This is a genomic window from Candidatus Symbiopectobacterium endolongispinus, assembly GCF_018777385.1.
Classification (GTDB): Bacteria; Pseudomonadota; Gammaproteobacteria; order Enterobacterales; family Enterobacteriaceae; genus Symbiopectobacterium; species Symbiopectobacterium endolongispinus.
Window position 1 is genome coordinate 223,965 of the sequence record NZ_JAFJYB010000001.1, and the last position, 16,591, is coordinate 240,555.

The 16,591-nt window shown below is 52.9% G+C and carries 14 protein-coding genes and 4 pseudogenes; 10 read left to right on the forward strand and 8 right to left on the reverse strand.

The genetic code is table 11. From position 1 onward, the window contains the following. Positions 1-7 precede the first annotated feature (7 nt). A pseudogene (csdA, locus tag JZM30_RS01090) lies at positions 8-1,213 on the reverse strand (cysteine desulfurase CsdA). 173 nt (positions 1,214-1,386) lie between these two features. On the opposite strand from csdA, the gene JZM30_RS01095 reads away from it, so the two are divergent. The 4 genes from JZM30_RS01095 to rlmM all read left to right on the forward strand — a co-directional run bounded on the left by JZM30_RS01095 (position 1,387) and on the right by rlmM (position 4,463). Beyond that, entirely contained in the window at positions 1,387-1,608 is a 222-nt protein-coding gene (locus tag JZM30_RS01095) for a YgdI/YgdR family lipoprotein (protein ID WP_252317263.1), read from the forward strand. A 448-nt stretch (positions 1,609-2,056) separates the two neighbouring features. Then, entirely contained in the window at positions 2,057-2,980 is a 924-nt protein-coding gene (locus JZM30_RS01100; RefSeq protein WP_252317264.1) for a transcriptional regulator GcvA, read from the forward strand. A gap of 48 nt (positions 2,981-3,028) precedes the next feature. Beyond that, entirely contained in the window at positions 3,029-3,370 is a 342-nt protein-coding gene (locus JZM30_RS01105) for a DUF423 domain-containing protein (RefSeq protein ID WP_252317265.1), read from the forward strand. Beyond that, complete coding sequence (gene rlmM / locus JZM30_RS01110) at positions 3,363-4,463, forward strand: 23S rRNA (cytidine(2498)-2'-O)-methyltransferase RlmM (RefSeq protein WP_252317266.1); 1,101 nt, start codon at positions 3,363-3,365, stop codon at positions 4,461-4,463. The genes JZM30_RS01105 and rlmM overlap by 8 nt, the downstream gene beginning before the upstream one ends. Positions 4,464-4,640: 177 nt before the next feature. Here the strand turns inward: rlmM and xni are convergent, their stop codons facing one another. The 3 genes from xni to queF form a co-directional block, all read right to left on the reverse strand. Further along, complete coding sequence (gene xni, locus JZM30_RS01115) at positions 4,641-5,402, reverse strand: flap endonuclease Xni (RefSeq protein ID WP_252317267.1); 762 nt, start codon at positions 5,400-5,402, stop codon at positions 4,641-4,643. A gap of 65 nt (positions 5,403-5,467) precedes the next feature. Further along, positions 5,468-6,832, reverse strand: coding sequence for a nucleotide 5'-monophosphate nucleosidase PpnN (gene ppnN / locus JZM30_RS01120; RefSeq protein WP_252317268.1), 1,365 nt, complete (start codon positions 6,830-6,832; stop codon positions 5,468-5,470). A gap of 174 nt (positions 6,833-7,006) precedes the next feature. After that, complete coding sequence (gene queF, locus JZM30_RS01125) at positions 7,007-7,858, reverse strand: NADPH-dependent 7-cyano-7-deazaguanine reductase QueF (protein WP_252317269.1); 852 nt, start codon at positions 7,856-7,858, stop codon at positions 7,007-7,009. Between the two features lie 69 nt (positions 7,859-7,927). On the opposite strand from queF, the gene syd reads away from it, so the two are divergent. From syd to JZM30_RS01155, 6 genes and pseudogenes are all read left to right on the forward strand, one after another. Further along, positions 7,928-8,473 (forward strand): SecY-interacting protein, encoded by a 546-nt coding sequence (gene syd, locus JZM30_RS01130; RefSeq protein ID WP_252317270.1) that lies wholly within the window; start codon positions 7,928-7,930, stop codon positions 8,471-8,473. 659 nt (positions 8,474-9,132) lie between these two features. Continuing rightward, complete coding sequence (locus tag JZM30_RS01135; RefSeq protein ID WP_252317271.1) at positions 9,133-9,372, forward strand: YqcC family protein; 240 nt, start codon at positions 9,133-9,135, stop codon at positions 9,370-9,372. Between the two features lie 100 nt (positions 9,373-9,472). Further along, positions 9,473-10,259 (forward strand): annotated as a pseudogene (gene truC, locus JZM30_RS01140) (tRNA pseudouridine(65) synthase TruC). A 55-nt stretch (positions 10,260-10,314) separates the two neighbouring features. Next, positions 10,315-10,770 (forward strand): flavodoxin, encoded by a 456-nt coding sequence (locus JZM30_RS01145; protein ID WP_252317272.1) that lies wholly within the window; start codon positions 10,315-10,317, stop codon positions 10,768-10,770. A gap of 95 nt (positions 10,771-10,865) precedes the next feature. After that, positions 10,866-11,096 (forward strand): type II toxin-antitoxin system VapB family antitoxin, encoded by a 231-nt coding sequence (vapB, locus tag JZM30_RS01150; RefSeq protein WP_252317273.1) that lies wholly within the window; start codon positions 10,866-10,868, stop codon positions 11,094-11,096. After that, positions 11,093-11,345: pseudogene (locus JZM30_RS01155) on the forward strand (type II toxin-antitoxin system VapC family toxin); the annotation flags it as partial. The gene vapB and the pseudogene JZM30_RS01155, both read left to right, overlap by 4 nt. 119 nt (positions 11,346-11,464) lie before the next feature. Here the strand turns inward: JZM30_RS01155 and JZM30_RS01160 are convergent. The 4 genes and pseudogenes from JZM30_RS01160 to map all read right to left on the reverse strand — a co-directional run bounded on the left by JZM30_RS01160 (position 11,465) and on the right by map (position 16,352). Further along, positions 11,465-11,854, reverse strand: coding sequence for a DUF3461 family protein (locus tag JZM30_RS01160; RefSeq protein ID WP_252317274.1), 390 nt, complete (start codon positions 11,852-11,854; stop codon positions 11,465-11,467). A 55-nt stretch (positions 11,855-11,909) separates the two neighbouring features. Then, entirely contained in the window at positions 11,910-12,734 is an 825-nt protein-coding gene (gene dapD / locus JZM30_RS01165) for a 2,3,4,5-tetrahydropyridine-2,6-dicarboxylate N-succinyltransferase (protein ID WP_252317275.1), read from the reverse strand. A gap of 32 nt (positions 12,735-12,766) precedes the next feature. After that, a pseudogene (gene glnD / locus JZM30_RS01170) lies at positions 12,767-15,359 on the reverse strand (bifunctional uridylyltransferase/uridylyl-removing protein GlnD). A 198-nt stretch (positions 15,360-15,557) separates the two neighbouring features. Further along, entirely contained in the window at positions 15,558-16,352 is a 795-nt protein-coding gene (gene map / locus JZM30_RS01175) for a type I methionyl aminopeptidase (protein WP_252317276.1), read from the reverse strand. Positions 16,353-16,591 lie beyond the last annotated feature (239 nt).

The window sequence follows — 16,591 nt, forward strand, 5'->3', positions numbered from 1 at the left end:
TCGTCAATCAATCTCGCAGTAAATCCAACGCATTGCCAACCGCCGTCACCAGCGTGGTGACATCATGCTCGTTATTATACGGCGCGAAAGAGGCGCGTACTGCGCCATCGAATCCAAGTGCCGCGAATAACGGTTGAGCGCAATGGTGTCCGGCGCGAACGGCAATCTGCTGCTCTGCAAGAAGTGTTGCCAGATCGTTCGGATGTGCATCGGTCAGGGTAAACGACAGGATGGTCGCGTTGGGACTGCGCAGTGAGCGAAAACCGGGGAAACGAGCCAACTGCTGTTCAGCCAACTGGGCCAACCCTTGGCTATATTGCTCCGCAGTGCGCCAGTCATAGCCTTGCATCCACGTCAGCGCAGCCACTAACCCGAGCACTTCGGCAATAGCGGGGGTGCCCGCCTCAAATCGCTGAGGAATGGCCTGCGGTGTAAACCCATCAAAAGAGACCGCGCTCATCATTTTCCCTCCACCGTGCCGGGGTGGCATGGATTCCAGCAGGTCGGCTTTGCCGTACAATACGCCAATACCGGTCGGGCCAAAAAGTTTGTGGCTGGAGAAGGCGTAAAAATCGATATCCAGCGCCTGTACATCAGGTGCGCTGTGCACAATGCCTTGCGCGCCGTCGACCATCACCACAGCACCTGCCTGATGCGCCAGCGCGATCGCTTTCGCCAGATCGGGTTGTCCCTCTGTCACATTAGACATCTGGCCCAGTGCCAGCAGGCGCGTGCGTGGGGTGATCAGATCGTCTAATGCTTACAGGTTAGGCCGTGCATCCGCGCCAATCGGCAGCTTGGCGACGCGTGCACCGGTTTGCTGTGCCACCATCAGCCAGGGAATGAGGTTGGCGTGGTGCTCCGCTTCGCTGACGATGATTTCATCACCCGGCTGCAAACGAGGGCGTGCATAGCTTTGCGCCACCAGATTAATGGCTTCTGTCGTACCGCGAGTCCACACGATGCAACGCGGATCGTCGGCGTTAAGCAGGGCGGCTACCGCGCATCGAACTTGCTCGAATCGCGCTGTCACCTGCTGTGCGTGAGCATGTTGGCTGCGGTGCACGTTGCCGGTCTCGGAGGTGTAATACTGCGAGATGGCATCAATGACCGGCTGGGGTTTGAGCGCCGTTGCCGCGCTGTCCAGATAAACGCCGGATCGCGCGAGTGCAGGGAAATCATTACGAAAGGTTGCGGGATTGAATGCTGTCATGGTGTTCCTCTTCTGGCAGACGATCCTGTCTCATTTTTTACGGGGAAACAAGTTTTAGGACGATCCTTAAACGCATATTGAAATGATTTCGCTAGTCTTAACATTGTTGATAAACAGAATTATCGTTCGGTAGTAGCGAAATAAGTAACCTAAAAATTTACTTGGAGTACACTATGAAGAATAAAATAGCAATTATTACCATTGCGATGGCTGCACTCTCTTTGACTGCCTGTTCGAGTAATTATGTGCTGCATACCAACGACGGGCGCACCATTGTCGCTGAAGGAAAACCGAAAGTGGATGAGGATACCGGAATGATCAGCTACGTCGATGCCTACGGCCACGAGCAGCAGATCAACCGTGATAACCTGAAGGAAATGGTGGGAGCCAAATAGTTTTCCCTCGGGTGTAACCTGTGTCTCGATTCCCGCACTGCCATTTCGTTGCTTACTCATTCGGTAAGGCGAGTATGAAATGTCAGCGCGGGAATTGTCATTTCTGGCACACGGAGATTTGCCGCCTGTCAGGCAAAAAAAGCACCGCTAAAAAGCGGTGCCACATAAAAATCACTATGGACAGACAGGGTAAATGTACAGGAAGTGAAAAGTAGCCTTGGCTACCATGTCTGAAAAGCAGACAATAAATAGCAAACACAACATAACAACCACAAGCCAAAAGCACTTCAGAAAACGCCTGCCGCACCTTTCGTTCCGGCTCAAGGAAGTGGCGCTAATATATGGTGCATCCTCAACGGACAAATTATAATGTCTCGGATAAAAAAACTAATGGCTGGAACGGTGCTGCCTCCGTGCACCTCTTAGGAAAAAGAAGAACATTACCCCTATGTCAAAGCGACTCCCTCCGCTCAATGCGTTGCGTGTATTTGATTCTGCCGCCCGCCACCTCAGCTTCACCAAAGCGGCGGAGGAACTGTTTGTCACACAGGCTGCTGTCAGTCATCAAATCAAGTCATTAGAAGATTTTTTGGGGCTCAAGCTGTTTCGTCGCCGCAATCGCTCTTTGCTGCTTACGGAAGAGGGGCAAAGCTACTATCTTGATATAAAAGAGATCTTCTCTTCACTCAATGAAGCGACGCGCAAGTTACAGTCACGCAGTGCCAAAGGGGCATTGACGGTCAGCCTGTTACCCAGTTTCGCCATCCATTGGCTAGTACCGCGATTATCGAGTTTCAATGCGGAGTTTCCGGGGATTGATGTGCGAATTCAGGCGGTAGACCGCCAGGAAGATCGTCTGTCAGATGATGTGGATGTGGCGATTTTTTACGGGCGTGGCAACTGGCACGGGTTGCGCGTTGAAAAGCTCTATGCTGAGTATCTGTTGCCTGTCTGTTCTCCGGTATTGCTAACGGGCAAGCATCCGCTAAAAACCCCGCAGGATCTGGTAGGGCATACCTTGTTGCATGATGCGTCTCGCCGCGACTGGTTGGCCTACACCCGGCAGCTTGGCGTGCAGATCAACGTGCAGCAAGGGCCGATATTCAGCCACAGTGCGATGGTGTTGCAGGCGGCGATCCACGGACAGGTGGTCGCTTTGGCAAATAACGTGATGGCTCAGACCGAGATTGAAGCGGGTCGGTTAGTATGCCCATTTAACGACGTATTGGTCAGTAAAAATGCTTTTTATCTGGTTTGTCATGACAGTCAGGCTGAACTGGGTAAAATAGCCGCCTTTCGCCACTGGATTTTGGCGCGCGCGGCAAGCGAGCAAGAGAAGTTTCGTTTCCGTTATGACAACGCCGCACGTTGATATGTGGCGTTCGGATAATATTTGAATCGATTTACTGTGGAAAATACGATGAACAGTCGTTTTATGCTGATGTTTTCCGCGATCAGCGGGTTTGTGTTTGTAGCGTTGGGTGCCTTTGGTGCGCACGTGCTCAGCAAGTTTCATACGCTAGCGATTCTGGCGCTGTCGGTATTGATGCGCCAGCGCCGTAATCTGTGGTTTTATTGGAGCAGCATTGCGTTGGCGCTTGGCACCGTGCTGTTTAGCGGCAGTCTTTATTGTCTGGCGCTGTCGCACCTGCGGTTTTGGGCGTTTGTCACGCCGGTTGGCGGTCTTTTCTTCCTGACCGGATGGGTTTTGATGTTGATTGGCGTGCTGCGCCAGACAAGAAAGGCGAAAAGTAATGAATAAGGTAATTTTATATTGCCGCCCCGGTTTCGAAAAAGAGTGTGCGGCAGAGATAACGGAAAAAACCACCGCACATGAGGTTTTTGGCTTCGCCAGGGTTAAAGAAAATTGTGGCTATGTGATGTATGAATGCTATCAGCATGAAGATGCCGATCGCTTAATCAAAACATTGCCGTTTGATACGCTGGTTTTTGCCCGTCAATGGTTCGTGTGCGGTGAGCTGTTGCGCGGTTTGCCGCCGGGAGATCGCATTACCCCGATCGTCGGCATGCTAACTGGTGCGATTGAACGGGCTGGAGAACTGCGCGTTGAAGTACCGGACACCAATGAAAGCAAAGAACTGCTGAAGTTTTGCCGCAAGTTCACCGTGCCTTTGCGCGCTGCCCTGAAGGAAAACGGCATTCTGCTGCCGTATGAAAAAGCATCTCGTCCTATTATCCATGTGTTGTTTATTGCCCCGGGGCATTGCTATGTGGGATATTCCTACAGTAATAACCACTCGCCGTTTTACATGGGTATCCCGCGTCTGAAATTCCCTTCTGATGCGCCAAGCCGTTCGACATTAAAACTGGAAGAGGCGTTCCATGTATTCATCCCGGCTGATGAGTGGGATGAGCGTTTGGTAAGCGGCATGTACGCGGTGGATTTGGGGGCGTGCCCCGGCGGTTGGACCTATCAACTGGTGAAGCGCAGCATGATGGTGCATGCCGTGGATAACGGTACCATGGCGCAAAGCCTGATGGATACTGGTCAGGTGACACACCATGCCGCCGATGGTTTTCGTTTTGAGCCACCGCGTAACAATATCACTTGGTTGGTATGCGATATGGTGGAGAAACCAGCGCGGGTGGCTAACCTGATGGCCGATTGGCTGGTGAAGGGCTGGTGCCGGGAAGTGATATTCAACCTCAAGTTGCCGATGAAAAAACGCTATGAGGAAGTGACGCAAAATCTGGCGCTGCTGAGCGAGCGCTTTAGTGAGAATGGTATCAACTACGAACTCCGTGCTCGCCAACTGTACCGCGATCGCGAAGAGGTAACGGTACACGCGCGGCGTATATGGGGCGCGGTGCCGGGGCGGCGCGACGAGCGTTAAGCGCAATGCGCTTTTCTATTCGTCATCCTCGGCAAAAGCTGTGGATCTCTGCCAGAAGAAACGCGCTACATCTGCAAGAGATTCCCGCTTTCGCGGTAATGACGGGTTGGGAACGGGAATGACTTTTCTAGTGGGTTTGTCTGCAATCTTACGCGTCGTTCGGGAAGAACGTCGCGTTTATTTCCCCGCCGTCAGCCGTAACTGTTGTAAATTCCCTTCCAGTGCCAAATCCGTGCGTAACGTCGCTACCTGACGGCTGACAAAGGCCATTTCGCGCTGCGATTCCAGTTTGCGCCGCCATTTTTCTGGCACCTCATCCAATTGCTTGTAGAGCTGTTCCAAGGTTCCGGCTTGGGCAAGCAGCTGACTTGCGCTTTTGGGACCAACTCCCACCACGCCGGGTATTTTGCTGCTGCTGATGCCTGCCAGCCCCCAGAAATCAGGCAATTGTTGCGGTGAAACGCCAAACTCCTGTGCGATAAAAGGCACATCCAACCAGCGCTTTTGAAAATAATCGCGAATCTGAATAGTGGGGGCTAGCAGTTGGCAGTAGCCCTTGTCGGTTGAGACAATCGTTGCTTGATGACCGGCGTGGGCGACTTTTGTGGCGAGCGTTGCCGCCAAATCATCGGCTTCATTGCCTGGTGTATGCCAACAGGGGATGCCCATTGATACCAGCGCTTGCCGTATTTGCGGCAGTTCAAGCGTCAGATTCTCAGGCATAGGAGGGCGGCCCGCTTTATAGTCGGGCAATAACTGGTGTCGCCAACTGTCAGCGCGCTGTTCATCATCAAACACCGCGACGGCGTGCGTCGGCTGACTATGCTGTAGCAGTTGGGTAGCGGCGTGCTGGCAGGCCGACGCACAGGGAGATCCTTGCACGGCATGGATACGACGAATCAGGTTTAATGCATCGATAATCAGCAAATGTACAGGCATCAGGCGGTCCCGGCGAGAAGCGTGTGAAGGTGGCGGGAAAATCCGGTTTTCCCGCCAGTATGGCATCAGGTACAGATTTCATAGCAAGGGATGTAGGCGCTGCCCGGCAGCTTCATCCTTTGCTGCGCAACGAACCCTTGCAGCAGTTTATCCATGCTTTGCATCAGTTGTGCATCGCCGTGGATCTTGTACGGGCCGTGCTCTTCAATCGCCTGTATGCCAACCTCTTTGACGTTGCCCGCCACAATGCCAGAAAACGCCTTGCGCAGCGCAGAGGCCAGCGCTTCTGGGGCTTGATTGGGGTGCAGATTGAGGTTTGCCATATTCTCGTGAGTGGGCTCAAACGGCAATTGCAGATCGGGTGCGATGCGCAATGACCAGTTAAAGCTGTAGGCGTCACCGGTATGACGGCGATGTTCCTTCACCTGCGGCATCGCTTTCTTCATCTGCCGCGCCACTTCCGCTGCATCATCAATGATGATGGAGTAGTAACGGCGCGCCTGACGGCCCAGGGTGGTGATGATAAATTCATCCAGAACATGGAAATAATCGGCGCTTTCCTCCGGCCCGGTCAGGATGATAGGCAGCACCTGTTCGCTGTTTTCCGGATTCATCATGATGCTCAGCAGGTAGAGGAACTCTTCCGCCGTACCGACCCCGCCGGAGAAAATAATGATACCGTGCCCGATGCGTACGAAGGCTTCGAGGCGTTTTTCGATATCGGGCATGATGATAAGTTCATTCACCAGCGGGTTAGGCGGCTCGGCGGCGATGATGGACGGTTCCGTCATGCCAATAAAGCGACCTTCTTTATAGCGCTGCTGCGCGTGGCCGACGGCGGCACCTTTCATCGGTGCTTCCATGGCGCCGGGGCTGCAGCCGGTGCAGATGTTCAGTTCACGCAGCCCTAATTGGCTACCGACTTTTCGTCCGTAGAGATATTCAGTTTCATTAATGGAGTGGCCGCCCCAGCACACCACCATGTTGGGCTCTTCCACGACGTGCAGCGCACGCGCATTGCGCAAAATAGAAAATACCAGATTGGTAATGTGGGCGCTGTTTTCCAGATTCAGGTTCTGATAGCGCTCTGCCGAGGTGATTTGCCCGTTCACAAACAGAATGTCGCGCAGTACGGCGAACAGGTTGGCCTGCAACGAACGGATAATGTCGCCATCGACGAAAGCGTCTTCCGGAGGATTGACCAGTTCCAGCTTCACGCCGTGTTCACGGCGCAACACATTGATATCGAAATCTTCGTAGCGGGATAGCAGCTCTTTGCTGTTATCGGTTTGTCTGCCGGAATTCAGCACGGCAAGCGAACAGTTGCGGAATAAACGGTAAAGATCGCTGTTGGCCGTGCTTTTCAACATGTCCACTTTCAACTGCGATAACAAATCCATAGACCCTAACGGGCTGATATGTGTAATCAATTTTACTCCTTGAGAACGCAGTGTATAACAACAAAATCTCCAGGTTATCCCTTGTCGCCACTGGGGTGGCAAGAGGCATAACACTGATTTTATGTATTGCTCCACCTTAACCTGATGGTATCAGTTTTTCCAATAATGCCGTTTCTGAATGACGATATTGTATCGTATCCCGTACTATTGCCGGGGTAAGCGACCGGTGTTTGCAATAAAGTCGGTGTTGCTACGCCAGGTATTGATGTCCAGCCCGCCGCGGCGTGTATAGCGCGCGTAAACGGTCAATGCTTCTGGCTGGCAAAAACGCATCAGGTCGTTGAAGATACGCTCCACGCACTGCTCATGGAACTCATTGTGGTGCCGAAAGGAGACGATGTAGCGCAGCAGGGCTTCTCTGTCGATACGTTTGCCCCGGTAGCGAATTTGTACCGGGCCCCAATCCGGCTGGTGAGTGATCAGGCAGTTGGATTTGAGCACATGGCTCACCAATGTTTCTTCAACAACGGGGCTCTGTGCGTGGCAGGCGTTGGCGAGATGGTCGGCATTGAACGCATAATCCGTGATCTGAATATCCAGTCCGTCAATACATTCTCCTTGGAATTGGCCCAGCGTCTGTCCCTGAAAGGCATCCAGCGAAAACAGCGCCACGCTAACCTCACCCTGCGCACAGGCGGCCAGATCGCGCGTTAGTGTCTCTTGTACCCGTTGCCAATTTTCAAAAACCGTCTGATTGAAGCTGTTCAGGTAGAGTTTGAAGCTTTTGGATTCGATAAGGTTTGGGCTATCGGCCTGCAAATGCATTTCGCCTACGGCAACCTGCGGCACTCCGTTGGGTGCAAGCCAAGAGAGTTCGTATAATGTCCAGATATCTTCACCGTGAAACGGCAAATGCGCGGCATCAATGCCCAAAAGGTCGCGGTTTAAACTGCGTGGAACCGCTTGTAATAAGCCGGCATCGTAGCTGTCGTGGTAAGATGTCGGTTTTCCCAACGGTAACGCACTGAGCGCATCCTGTTTGTCAAAAGTGGACATAACATGCCTTTGCAAAGTAAAAACGATATGCAGTAGTGTAACCGACTCGCTCAGTGAAGAGAAAAAAGTATGGATGACAATGTGCAGCACGCACTCCAGGGGTTTACCCAGCGCTATATGGCGGCCTGGCAGCAAGCCTATGACCATTTGCCCGCCAGTGAGGCGTTGTACGGCGTTGCTTCACCCTGCGTAGTGGAAAATGACGGCGAGCGGGTATTTTGGACTCCTCAGCCTGTGGCCGAGGGCGCGACACTTGAAGGCGTGTCGCGTGCGCTGACAATTGCGCTGAATCCTGATGCTGAAGCCTTTTTTACCACGCAGTATGCCGGGGATATGGAAGCGCGCTTTGCCGATATTGATTGCCTGCTACTGCAATCGTGGAGCGAGGATGATTTTGTGCGTGTGCAAGAAAATCTGATCGGGCATTTGCTGACGCAAAAGCGACTTAAGTTGCCGCCGACGCTGTTTTTAGCCACGACGGAATCAGAAATGGCGCTTATCTCGTTATCCAATGTTAGCGGTGAAGTATGGCTTGAAACCTTTGGTACACGTGAACATCGGGTGTTGGCTCCCTTTTTGTCTGTGTTCCTGCAACAGTTGCAACCGAGAGTATGATGATGGCTGCCTGCGTTATCTGGCGGATATGCGTGTAAGAGATATCTTGCATTTATTGTGAGATATCTCTGTGTTTTCCTCGTTTCATGCACTTTTTTTGTTTTTTCTTTTTAATTAATGGATTATATTTTTCTTTGCATTAGGGGTTTCAGCGTAAATATAAGAAAAAATCTGATCAGGGTCTTGCTGTTCGTCGCCTTTTAATACATCTTAGTAACCAGTTACAGGATGTATCACTTTATCGCTAAATGTGGCAAAGAAGGATAACAACTTCAGGATGAAACCAAGGACACCTCCAGGAAGGAGATTGAGAGCCGTTACGGAGTGGCGGTGGGGCAGGAGCCTAAAGGGAATATCTTCACGGAAGATGCAGGAAGAACGGTCAGGACAAAAGTTGGACGCTTGCACGAAGAGCAGGTTAGGATAACTGCAAAGGAAAAGTTTTCACGGATGAGCAGGGACGCAGTGGTGTAGCGGGAAAGCTATAAAACGAACCGTGGCACTGATATTCAGTGCCCCCAACTTTCTTGTCGCAGAGTATCCGTTAACGCTTTGCAGACGCGGCCCGCTATTGCGTTGCCACCGCAGCCCTGCGCCTGTTGGGCCCCCCCTGCTTCAATGATATGCTTTGCCGTCCACGCAGCCGGTGAGAGAAAAGCATGACGCACCAAGACCACATTCGACACGCCTTATGGGAAATTGAACGCACGCTACGCGACAGCGTGTTTTGGCAATCCGCCCCGCCGCAGGCCAGTGCGTTTACCAGCACAGAACCTTTCTGCATTGACACCATGAGCGCCGAACAGTGTTTGCAATGGGTACTGTTGCCGCGACTGCATGCGATGCTGGATGGCGGCGTTCCCTTACCCCAGGCGCCCGCGATCACCCACTATTTTTAAGAGGCCCTGACCGGGGATATCAACGACATCTCGCCGCTGTTGGAACAACCGCGCGCGTTGGATGCACTGTTTGTGCCTGCCGATGCGCAGGGAGATCTGGATGCTTGAAATTCTGTATCAGGATGAGCATCTGATCGCCATTAATAAACCGGCTGGGTGGTTGGTTCACCGCAGTTGGCTGGATAGCAAAGAAAAAGTAGTGATCATGCAGACGCTACGTGATCAGATTGGTCAACATGTTTTCACGGTCCATCGTCTGGACAGGCCAACGTCAGGCGTGCTGCTGCTGTGGCTTTCCAGCGACATTGCGCGCCTGCTTTCGCAGCAGTTCGAACAGCACCAGATTCAGAAAACCTATAATGCGGTCGTGCGTGGTTACCTTTCCGGCAGCGATACCATCGACTATGCGCTGATTGAAGAACTGGACAAAGTGGCTGACAAGCTTGCCCAGCGCGATAAACAACCTCAGACGGCTATTACTCACTACCGTTCTCTGGCACAGGTGGAGCAACCGATAGCAGTAGGGCGCTATCCTACCGCCCGATACAGCCTGGTTGAGCTGATGCCGCAGACGGGACGCAAACATCAGTTGCGTCGTCATATGGTGCATTTATCCCATTTGGGGTGATTCAAAGCACGGTGATTTGCGTCAGAATCGCGCAATGGCCGCGCATTTTGGTTGTGGACGCTTGATGTTGCATGCCAGCCAACTGACGCTGTGCCATCCTGTAACAGGGGAGCCCTTGGTATTACGTGCTGGGTTGGATATGGCATGGATGCGCGTAATGACGCAATTTGGCTGGCTGGGCAGTCTCCCTGATGCTGAAAGGGTTGAGTTTCCGCCTGACTCGGGGCAGGATAATGGCCTTTCCAGTATTGCCGAATAGCGCAGATACGGCGTTATCGGGCACGCAGCGATACATTACACGTGGAGTCATCATCATGGCGCAAATTGGTATTTTTGTTGGCACGGTTTATGGAAACGCATTGCTGGTTGCAGAAGAGGCGGAGAATCTGCTGAGTGAGCGCGGCCATCAGGTCAAGGTGTTTGAAGATGTCGAGCTGTCATCCTGGCTGGCGTATCGCGAGCAATATGTGCTGGTGGTAACGTCCACCACCGGACAAGGGGATCTGCCGGATTCCATCGCCCCCTTGTTTGCTGCGCTGCGTGAAAAAGGTGGTCATCAGCCAGCGCTGCGCTATGGCGTCATTGCACTGGGCGACAGCAGTTACCCCCATTTTTGCGGCGCGGGCAAGCAGTTTGATGCGTTGTTGCAAGAGATGGCGGCTCAGCGTGTGGGAGATGTGCTTCAGATTGACGCGACAGAATGCCCGGAGCCAGAAGTGCTTTCCTGCCCGTGGGTAGAGCAGTGGGCGGGGTTGGTGGAAGCAGGCTGATAACCGCGCATGGGCTATGCATATGCCACGCATCTGCATATACTTGGGATATGCATTTGCAAGCATAAAGGCCGAACGGCCAGTGAGGTATAACCATGCGTATTGTTTCTGTCTTCAAAAATGGCAATAACCGGGCTATCCGCCTGCCTCGCGACATGGATTTTGAAGGCGTCACTGAACTGAAGATCGTGCGAGAGGGCGATACGCTGATCCTGCGCCCGGTCAAACCCAGTTGGGGCTCCTTTCTGCAAGAAGCAAAGGCGGATGCCGATTTCCTGACAGAACGCGAAAACGTTGTCTGCGATGAGGGCCGCTTTCAGCTATGAGTAACCTGTACATGCTGGACACCAATATCTGCTCTTTCATCATGCGAGAGCATCCTGAGACGGTTATTCGTCTTCTGGAACAGGCTGTTTTACGCCGCCACCGTGTTGTGGTGTCGGCGATCACTTATGCCGAAATGCGTTTCGGCGCTATTGGTAAGAAAGCCTCCCCACGTCATATCATCGTTGGTTGATGAGTTTTGTCTTTGCCTTGATGCCATCTTGCCTTGGGATAAGGCTGCCGTTGATGCTGGAAGATTGGGTACACTGATACTACGTCAGTGACGTAAGATCTGTGACAGTAAAAACAAAACCCCACGGCAACGCATGGGGCTTGTCAGCAGCAATAAAAGAACTAGACGTGCAGCGTATTAACGCCCTTTGGTCAGTTTCTCCAGATCGGATTCGATCCCATTAATCTTGTTTGCCACCACGCTTTCCAGATGACGCAAATCATCAAGGATTTTGCGTTTCAGATCGACTTCCACCTGATCGCGTTGGCAAATCTGGTCGAGCTCATCAATGACATAGCGCAGATTGGGGCTGATCTCATTGATCTCTTTTAAAGCCTTGCCGCTGTTATCCGCAACGATGGTTTTACGCTGGCGCGGATATTTAAATTTTACGCTTTTGGCGAAAAACCCCCCTTTATCCTTACGAAAATAGATTTTCAGGATGTCGTTGCTGGCCTCCTGGCGCAGGCTATAGCGATCAATTTCATCGGGATGGGAGATACCCAGGCTTTTTAGATTGTCATACATGGCGCCACCTTTTGGGGAGTGATAAAGAAAAGGCGGGTAAACCGCCTTGTTCAGTTTAGTCGATGGTACGGAGCAACTCATTGATACCCACTTTACCGCGGGTTTTCGCATCCACTTTTTTCACGATCACGGCGCAGTACAGGCTGTAGCTGCCATCTTTCGACGGCAGGTTGCCGGAAACGACGACCGAGCCTGCCGGTACGCGACCGTAATGCACTTCACCGGTTTCGCGATCGTAGATTTTAGTGCTTTGGCCGATAAACACGCCCATGGAGATAACGGAGCCTTCTTCCACGATCACACCTTCTACCACTTCAGAGCGGGCACCGATAAAGCAGTTGTCTTCAATGATGGTCGGGTTAGCCTGCAACGGCTCCAGTACGCCACCGATGCCGACACCGCCGGACAGGTGAACGTTTTTTCCGATCTGTGCGCAAGAGCCGACGGTCGCCCAGGTATCAACCATGGTGCCTTCGTCAACGTAAGCACCGATGTTGACATAAGACGGCATCAGTACCGTGTTGCTGGCGATAAATGCGCCCTGACGCACGCTGGCATGGGGTACTACGCGGAAACCTTCGCGTTGGAAGCGAGCTTCATCGTAACCGGCGAATTTCATCGGCACTTTGTCGTAGTAGCGGGTTTCCGTCCCTTCCATCAGTTGGTTGTCATTGATACGGAAAGAGAGCAGCACCGCTTTTTTCAACCATTGGTGCGTCACCCACTCGCCATTGATTTTTTCCGCCACGCGCAGTGCGCCGCTGTCCAATAAGCCAATTACCTGATTAACGGCTTCACGGGTTACGCTGTCCACGGAGGTCGGCGTAATGTCGGCACGGCGTTCAAAGGCGGTTTCGATAACGTTTTGTAATTGATGCATCCTGTTTCTCTTTCTGTGCTGTCAGTCAATGGTTAATTCAGGGTTACTTTATCGTTTGGGTCGAGGGCTTCTGTCAACCGTTGTTGCAAGATAAGGCGCAATTCCGGAGATAATGCGCGTCTGTCTTTGTCTGCAAGGATAAAAATGTCTTCTACCCGCTCGCCAATAGTGGAAATGCGCGCACCGTGTAACGACACGTTGAGATCGGCGAACACTTTACCCAGGCGCGCCAGCAGGCCCGGTTGATCGAGTGCGCTCAACTCCATGTAGCTGCGTCTGTCCGTATGTGTCGGTAGGAAGCTGATTTCCGTGGGCACACTGAAATGGAGTAATTTGGAGGAAGCGCGGCGCGGGCGCGGGTGTTGGTAATCGCGCTGCGTGAGCGCCTGAACCAGCGCCTGGCGAATAAACTCGTGGCGATCCGGTGCGACCGGGCTGCCGTCGGGTTCCAGTACGATAAAGGTGTCCATTGCCATACCATCGCGGCTGGTGAAAATTTGCGCATCATGCACGCTCAGGTTGCGACGGTCGAGTTCGCCTGCCACAGCGGCGAACAGATAAGGGCGATCCGGGCTCCAGATGAAAATTTCTGTGCCGCCGCGGCTAGCCTGGTGGCTGATAAGCACCAATGGCTTATGTAAATCATGCTCAACCAGATGGCGTGCGTACCAGGCAAGCTGATTCGGCGAATGGCGCAGAAAATAATCTGCGCGGCAGCGGCTCCAGATAGGGTGCAGCGCTTCTTCATCGATATTGTCCATGCGCAGCAGCGCCAAGGCCTGAAGGCGATGATGGCGTACGCGATCGCGCACATCCGGCGTATTTTGCATCCCGCGGCGCAGCTGTTTCTCGGTGGCGAAATAAAGTTCGCGCAGCAGGCTCTGTTTCCAACTATTCCGCAAGTTTTCGTTGGTCGCGCAGATATCGGCAACCGTGAGGCTGACCAGGTAGCGCAGGCGGGTTTCGCTTTTCACTTCAGCGGCGAACTGCTGGATAACCGCCGGATCCTGAATGTCGCGACGCTGTGCGGTAACCGACATCAGCAGGTGGCAGCGCACCAACCAGGCAACCAGGTTGCGTTTCGCGTGAATTAAGCTGGTGCAGCGCGGCAAACTCAACGACATCTTGCGCCCCCAGTTCCGAGTGATCGCCGCCGCGTCCTTTAGCAATGTCATGAAACAGCGCCGCAAGTAGTAGCAATTCCGGCTGCGGCAGGCGCGGATACAGTTCCACGCACAGTGGATGCTGGGCGCGCGTCTCTTCGTCGGCAAAGCTTTCCAGTTTGAGCAGCACACGCAGCGTGTGCTCATCCACGGTATAGGCATGAAACAGATCGAACTGCATCTGCCCGACAATATTGCTCCATAACGGTGTATACGCTTCCAATACACTATGACGATGCATTGGCAGTAGGGCACGGTTTACCGCGTGTGGATGGCGCAAAATAGCCATAAAAAGGTGCCGCGCTTCAGGAATTGCGCATAGCGGTTGGGTCAGATGGCGACGTGCATGACGCAATTGGCGCAGCGTGGTGGAATAGATGCCAGTAATCTCATCGTTGCGCACCATGGTGCTAAACATGCGCATAATGGCTTCCGGCTTATGCATGAGCAGCGTCTCATCACGCAGGTCGATCAGATTGCCACGCAGTTGGAATTCATCATCTATCGCGCGGGGTTTTTCACTGGCATCCAACGCCAGGATGGCCTCATCGAACAGTTGTAGCAGCATATGATTAAGCTCGCTGACGCGGCGCGTCGCGCGATAGAAATCTTTCATCATGTGCTCAACCGGCGCATTACCCTCACCACGGTAATTCAGCAACTGTGCCACGTTGAGCTGGTGGTCAAACAGCAAACGGTTGTCGTAACGCGACAGAATCAGATGCAAGGCAAAGCGAATGCGCCATAGGAAGCTCTGACATTCATTGAGCTCGTTGCGCTCGGCTTCGGTGAGAAAACCAAATCCGACCATTTTGTTGAGCGACGTGGCACCAAAATGGCGCCGGGCAACCCAGAGCAAGGTGTGAATATCGCGCAGCCCACCGGGGCTACTTTTTATATCCGGTTCAAGATTGTAGCTGGTGCTGTGGTAACGCTGATGCCGTTCTTGCTGTTCGGTGATTTTGGCCGGGAAAAAGGCGGAGGAGGGCCAAAAATCTTCGCTAAAAATCTGTTTTTGTAAGGGGAGAAACAGTGCCACATCGCCGCAGATCAGGCGCGATTCGATAAGGTTTGTCGCCACGGAAATATCCGCTCTGCCTTCTTGCAGGCACTCATCCAGCGTGCGCACGCTATGACCGACTTCAAGCTTGAGGTCCCACAGCAGCGTGATAAACGCGCCCACCTGTTGAGATTGATGGGCGCTGAGCGACTGCCCGCTGAGTACCAGCACATCAATATCCGACAGTGGGTGCAACTCATCGCGCCCGTATCCACCAACGGCCACCAGCGCCGTTTGTGCGGCAGATTCGAAACCGTAAAACGTCCACAGACGTTGCAGCAGATGGTCGATAAAAAAGGTTCTGGTGGTAATCAACGTTTCGGCGGCTACCCCGGTGCGAAATTTAGCGCCTAACCACGTCTGAAAACGCTCCATGGACAGTTTGAGCGCTGAGCAATCCAATTCGCTGTCGCTGTAGGTTAATGGGGGGTGGGGGGCTGTATGTCAGCGGTGAACACGTCGGCGGAGTGAGAAGCGTTGTTGTCATTAATAAATTCACAGCCCTTAAGCGTTGCCTGGCAAACGCCATAAAAGAGACGCCAGCCCTGTTAACGGTATCCCTGGCCGCCGCCGAAAGATAACCGTCGGGCTGGCGCACCATTATGCCGGGTGCGAAATGATGTTGGGGATGGTGTCGTCTTTCCTCAGCGTCATAATTTCGCAACCGTTTTCGGTTACCACAATAGTATGCTCGTATTGCGCCGACAAGCTGCGATCTTTGGTTTTTACCGTCCAACTGTCTTTCATGGTGCAGATACGGAAATCGCCTGCGTTAAGCATCGGTTCAATTGTGAATGCCATGCCCGCTTGCAGCACTACGCCGCCGTCATCGGCATCGTAATGCTGCACCTGAGGTTCTTCATGGAAACCGCGACCAATACCGTGGCCGCAATATTCACGTACGACGGAGAAATCATTGCTTTCCGCGAATACCTGTATGGCTTTACCCAGGGCACGCAGCCGGATGCCTGGCTTGACCATTTTCAGCGCCAGATAGAGACTTTCCTGTGTGATACGGCACAGACGTTCGCCCAGAATGGTGGGTTTACCGGCGATGAACATCTTGGAGGTGTCACCGTGGAAGCCGTCTTTGATGACCGTGACGTCGATATTGATGATGTCACCGTCTTTCAGCAGACGCTCATCGCTGGGAATGCCGTGGCATACCACTTCGTTGATAGAGATACACACCGATTTCGGAAAACCGTGATAACCGAGGCTGGCAGAAATGGCCTGCTGCTTGTTGGTAATATGGTCGTGGCAGATGCGATCTAGTTCGCCAGTGCTGACACCGGGAACCACATACGGTTCGATGATTTCCAGCACTTCCGCCGCGAGGCGGCCAGCGACGCGCATTTTCTCGATGTCTTCAGGGGTTTTTATTGATATAGCCATGCAAAATTGTCCGCGGGTGTCGAAGCAGTCGACGAATTTAAGGTTACTCACTAACCAATTATGTTATCAGCCCTGACGGATGGTGCCAAATCCCCATTTGGATTCAATGGCGGTACGTCAGGAGAAAATCGGGTAAATGGTGCAGCAAAAGTTGGTGTCGGTGGGGACTTTATGGTATAAAGCGCGCCGGTGATCTGACTGGGTCTGGCTAACAGGTTCAGCGGAATTCACTAAACTCA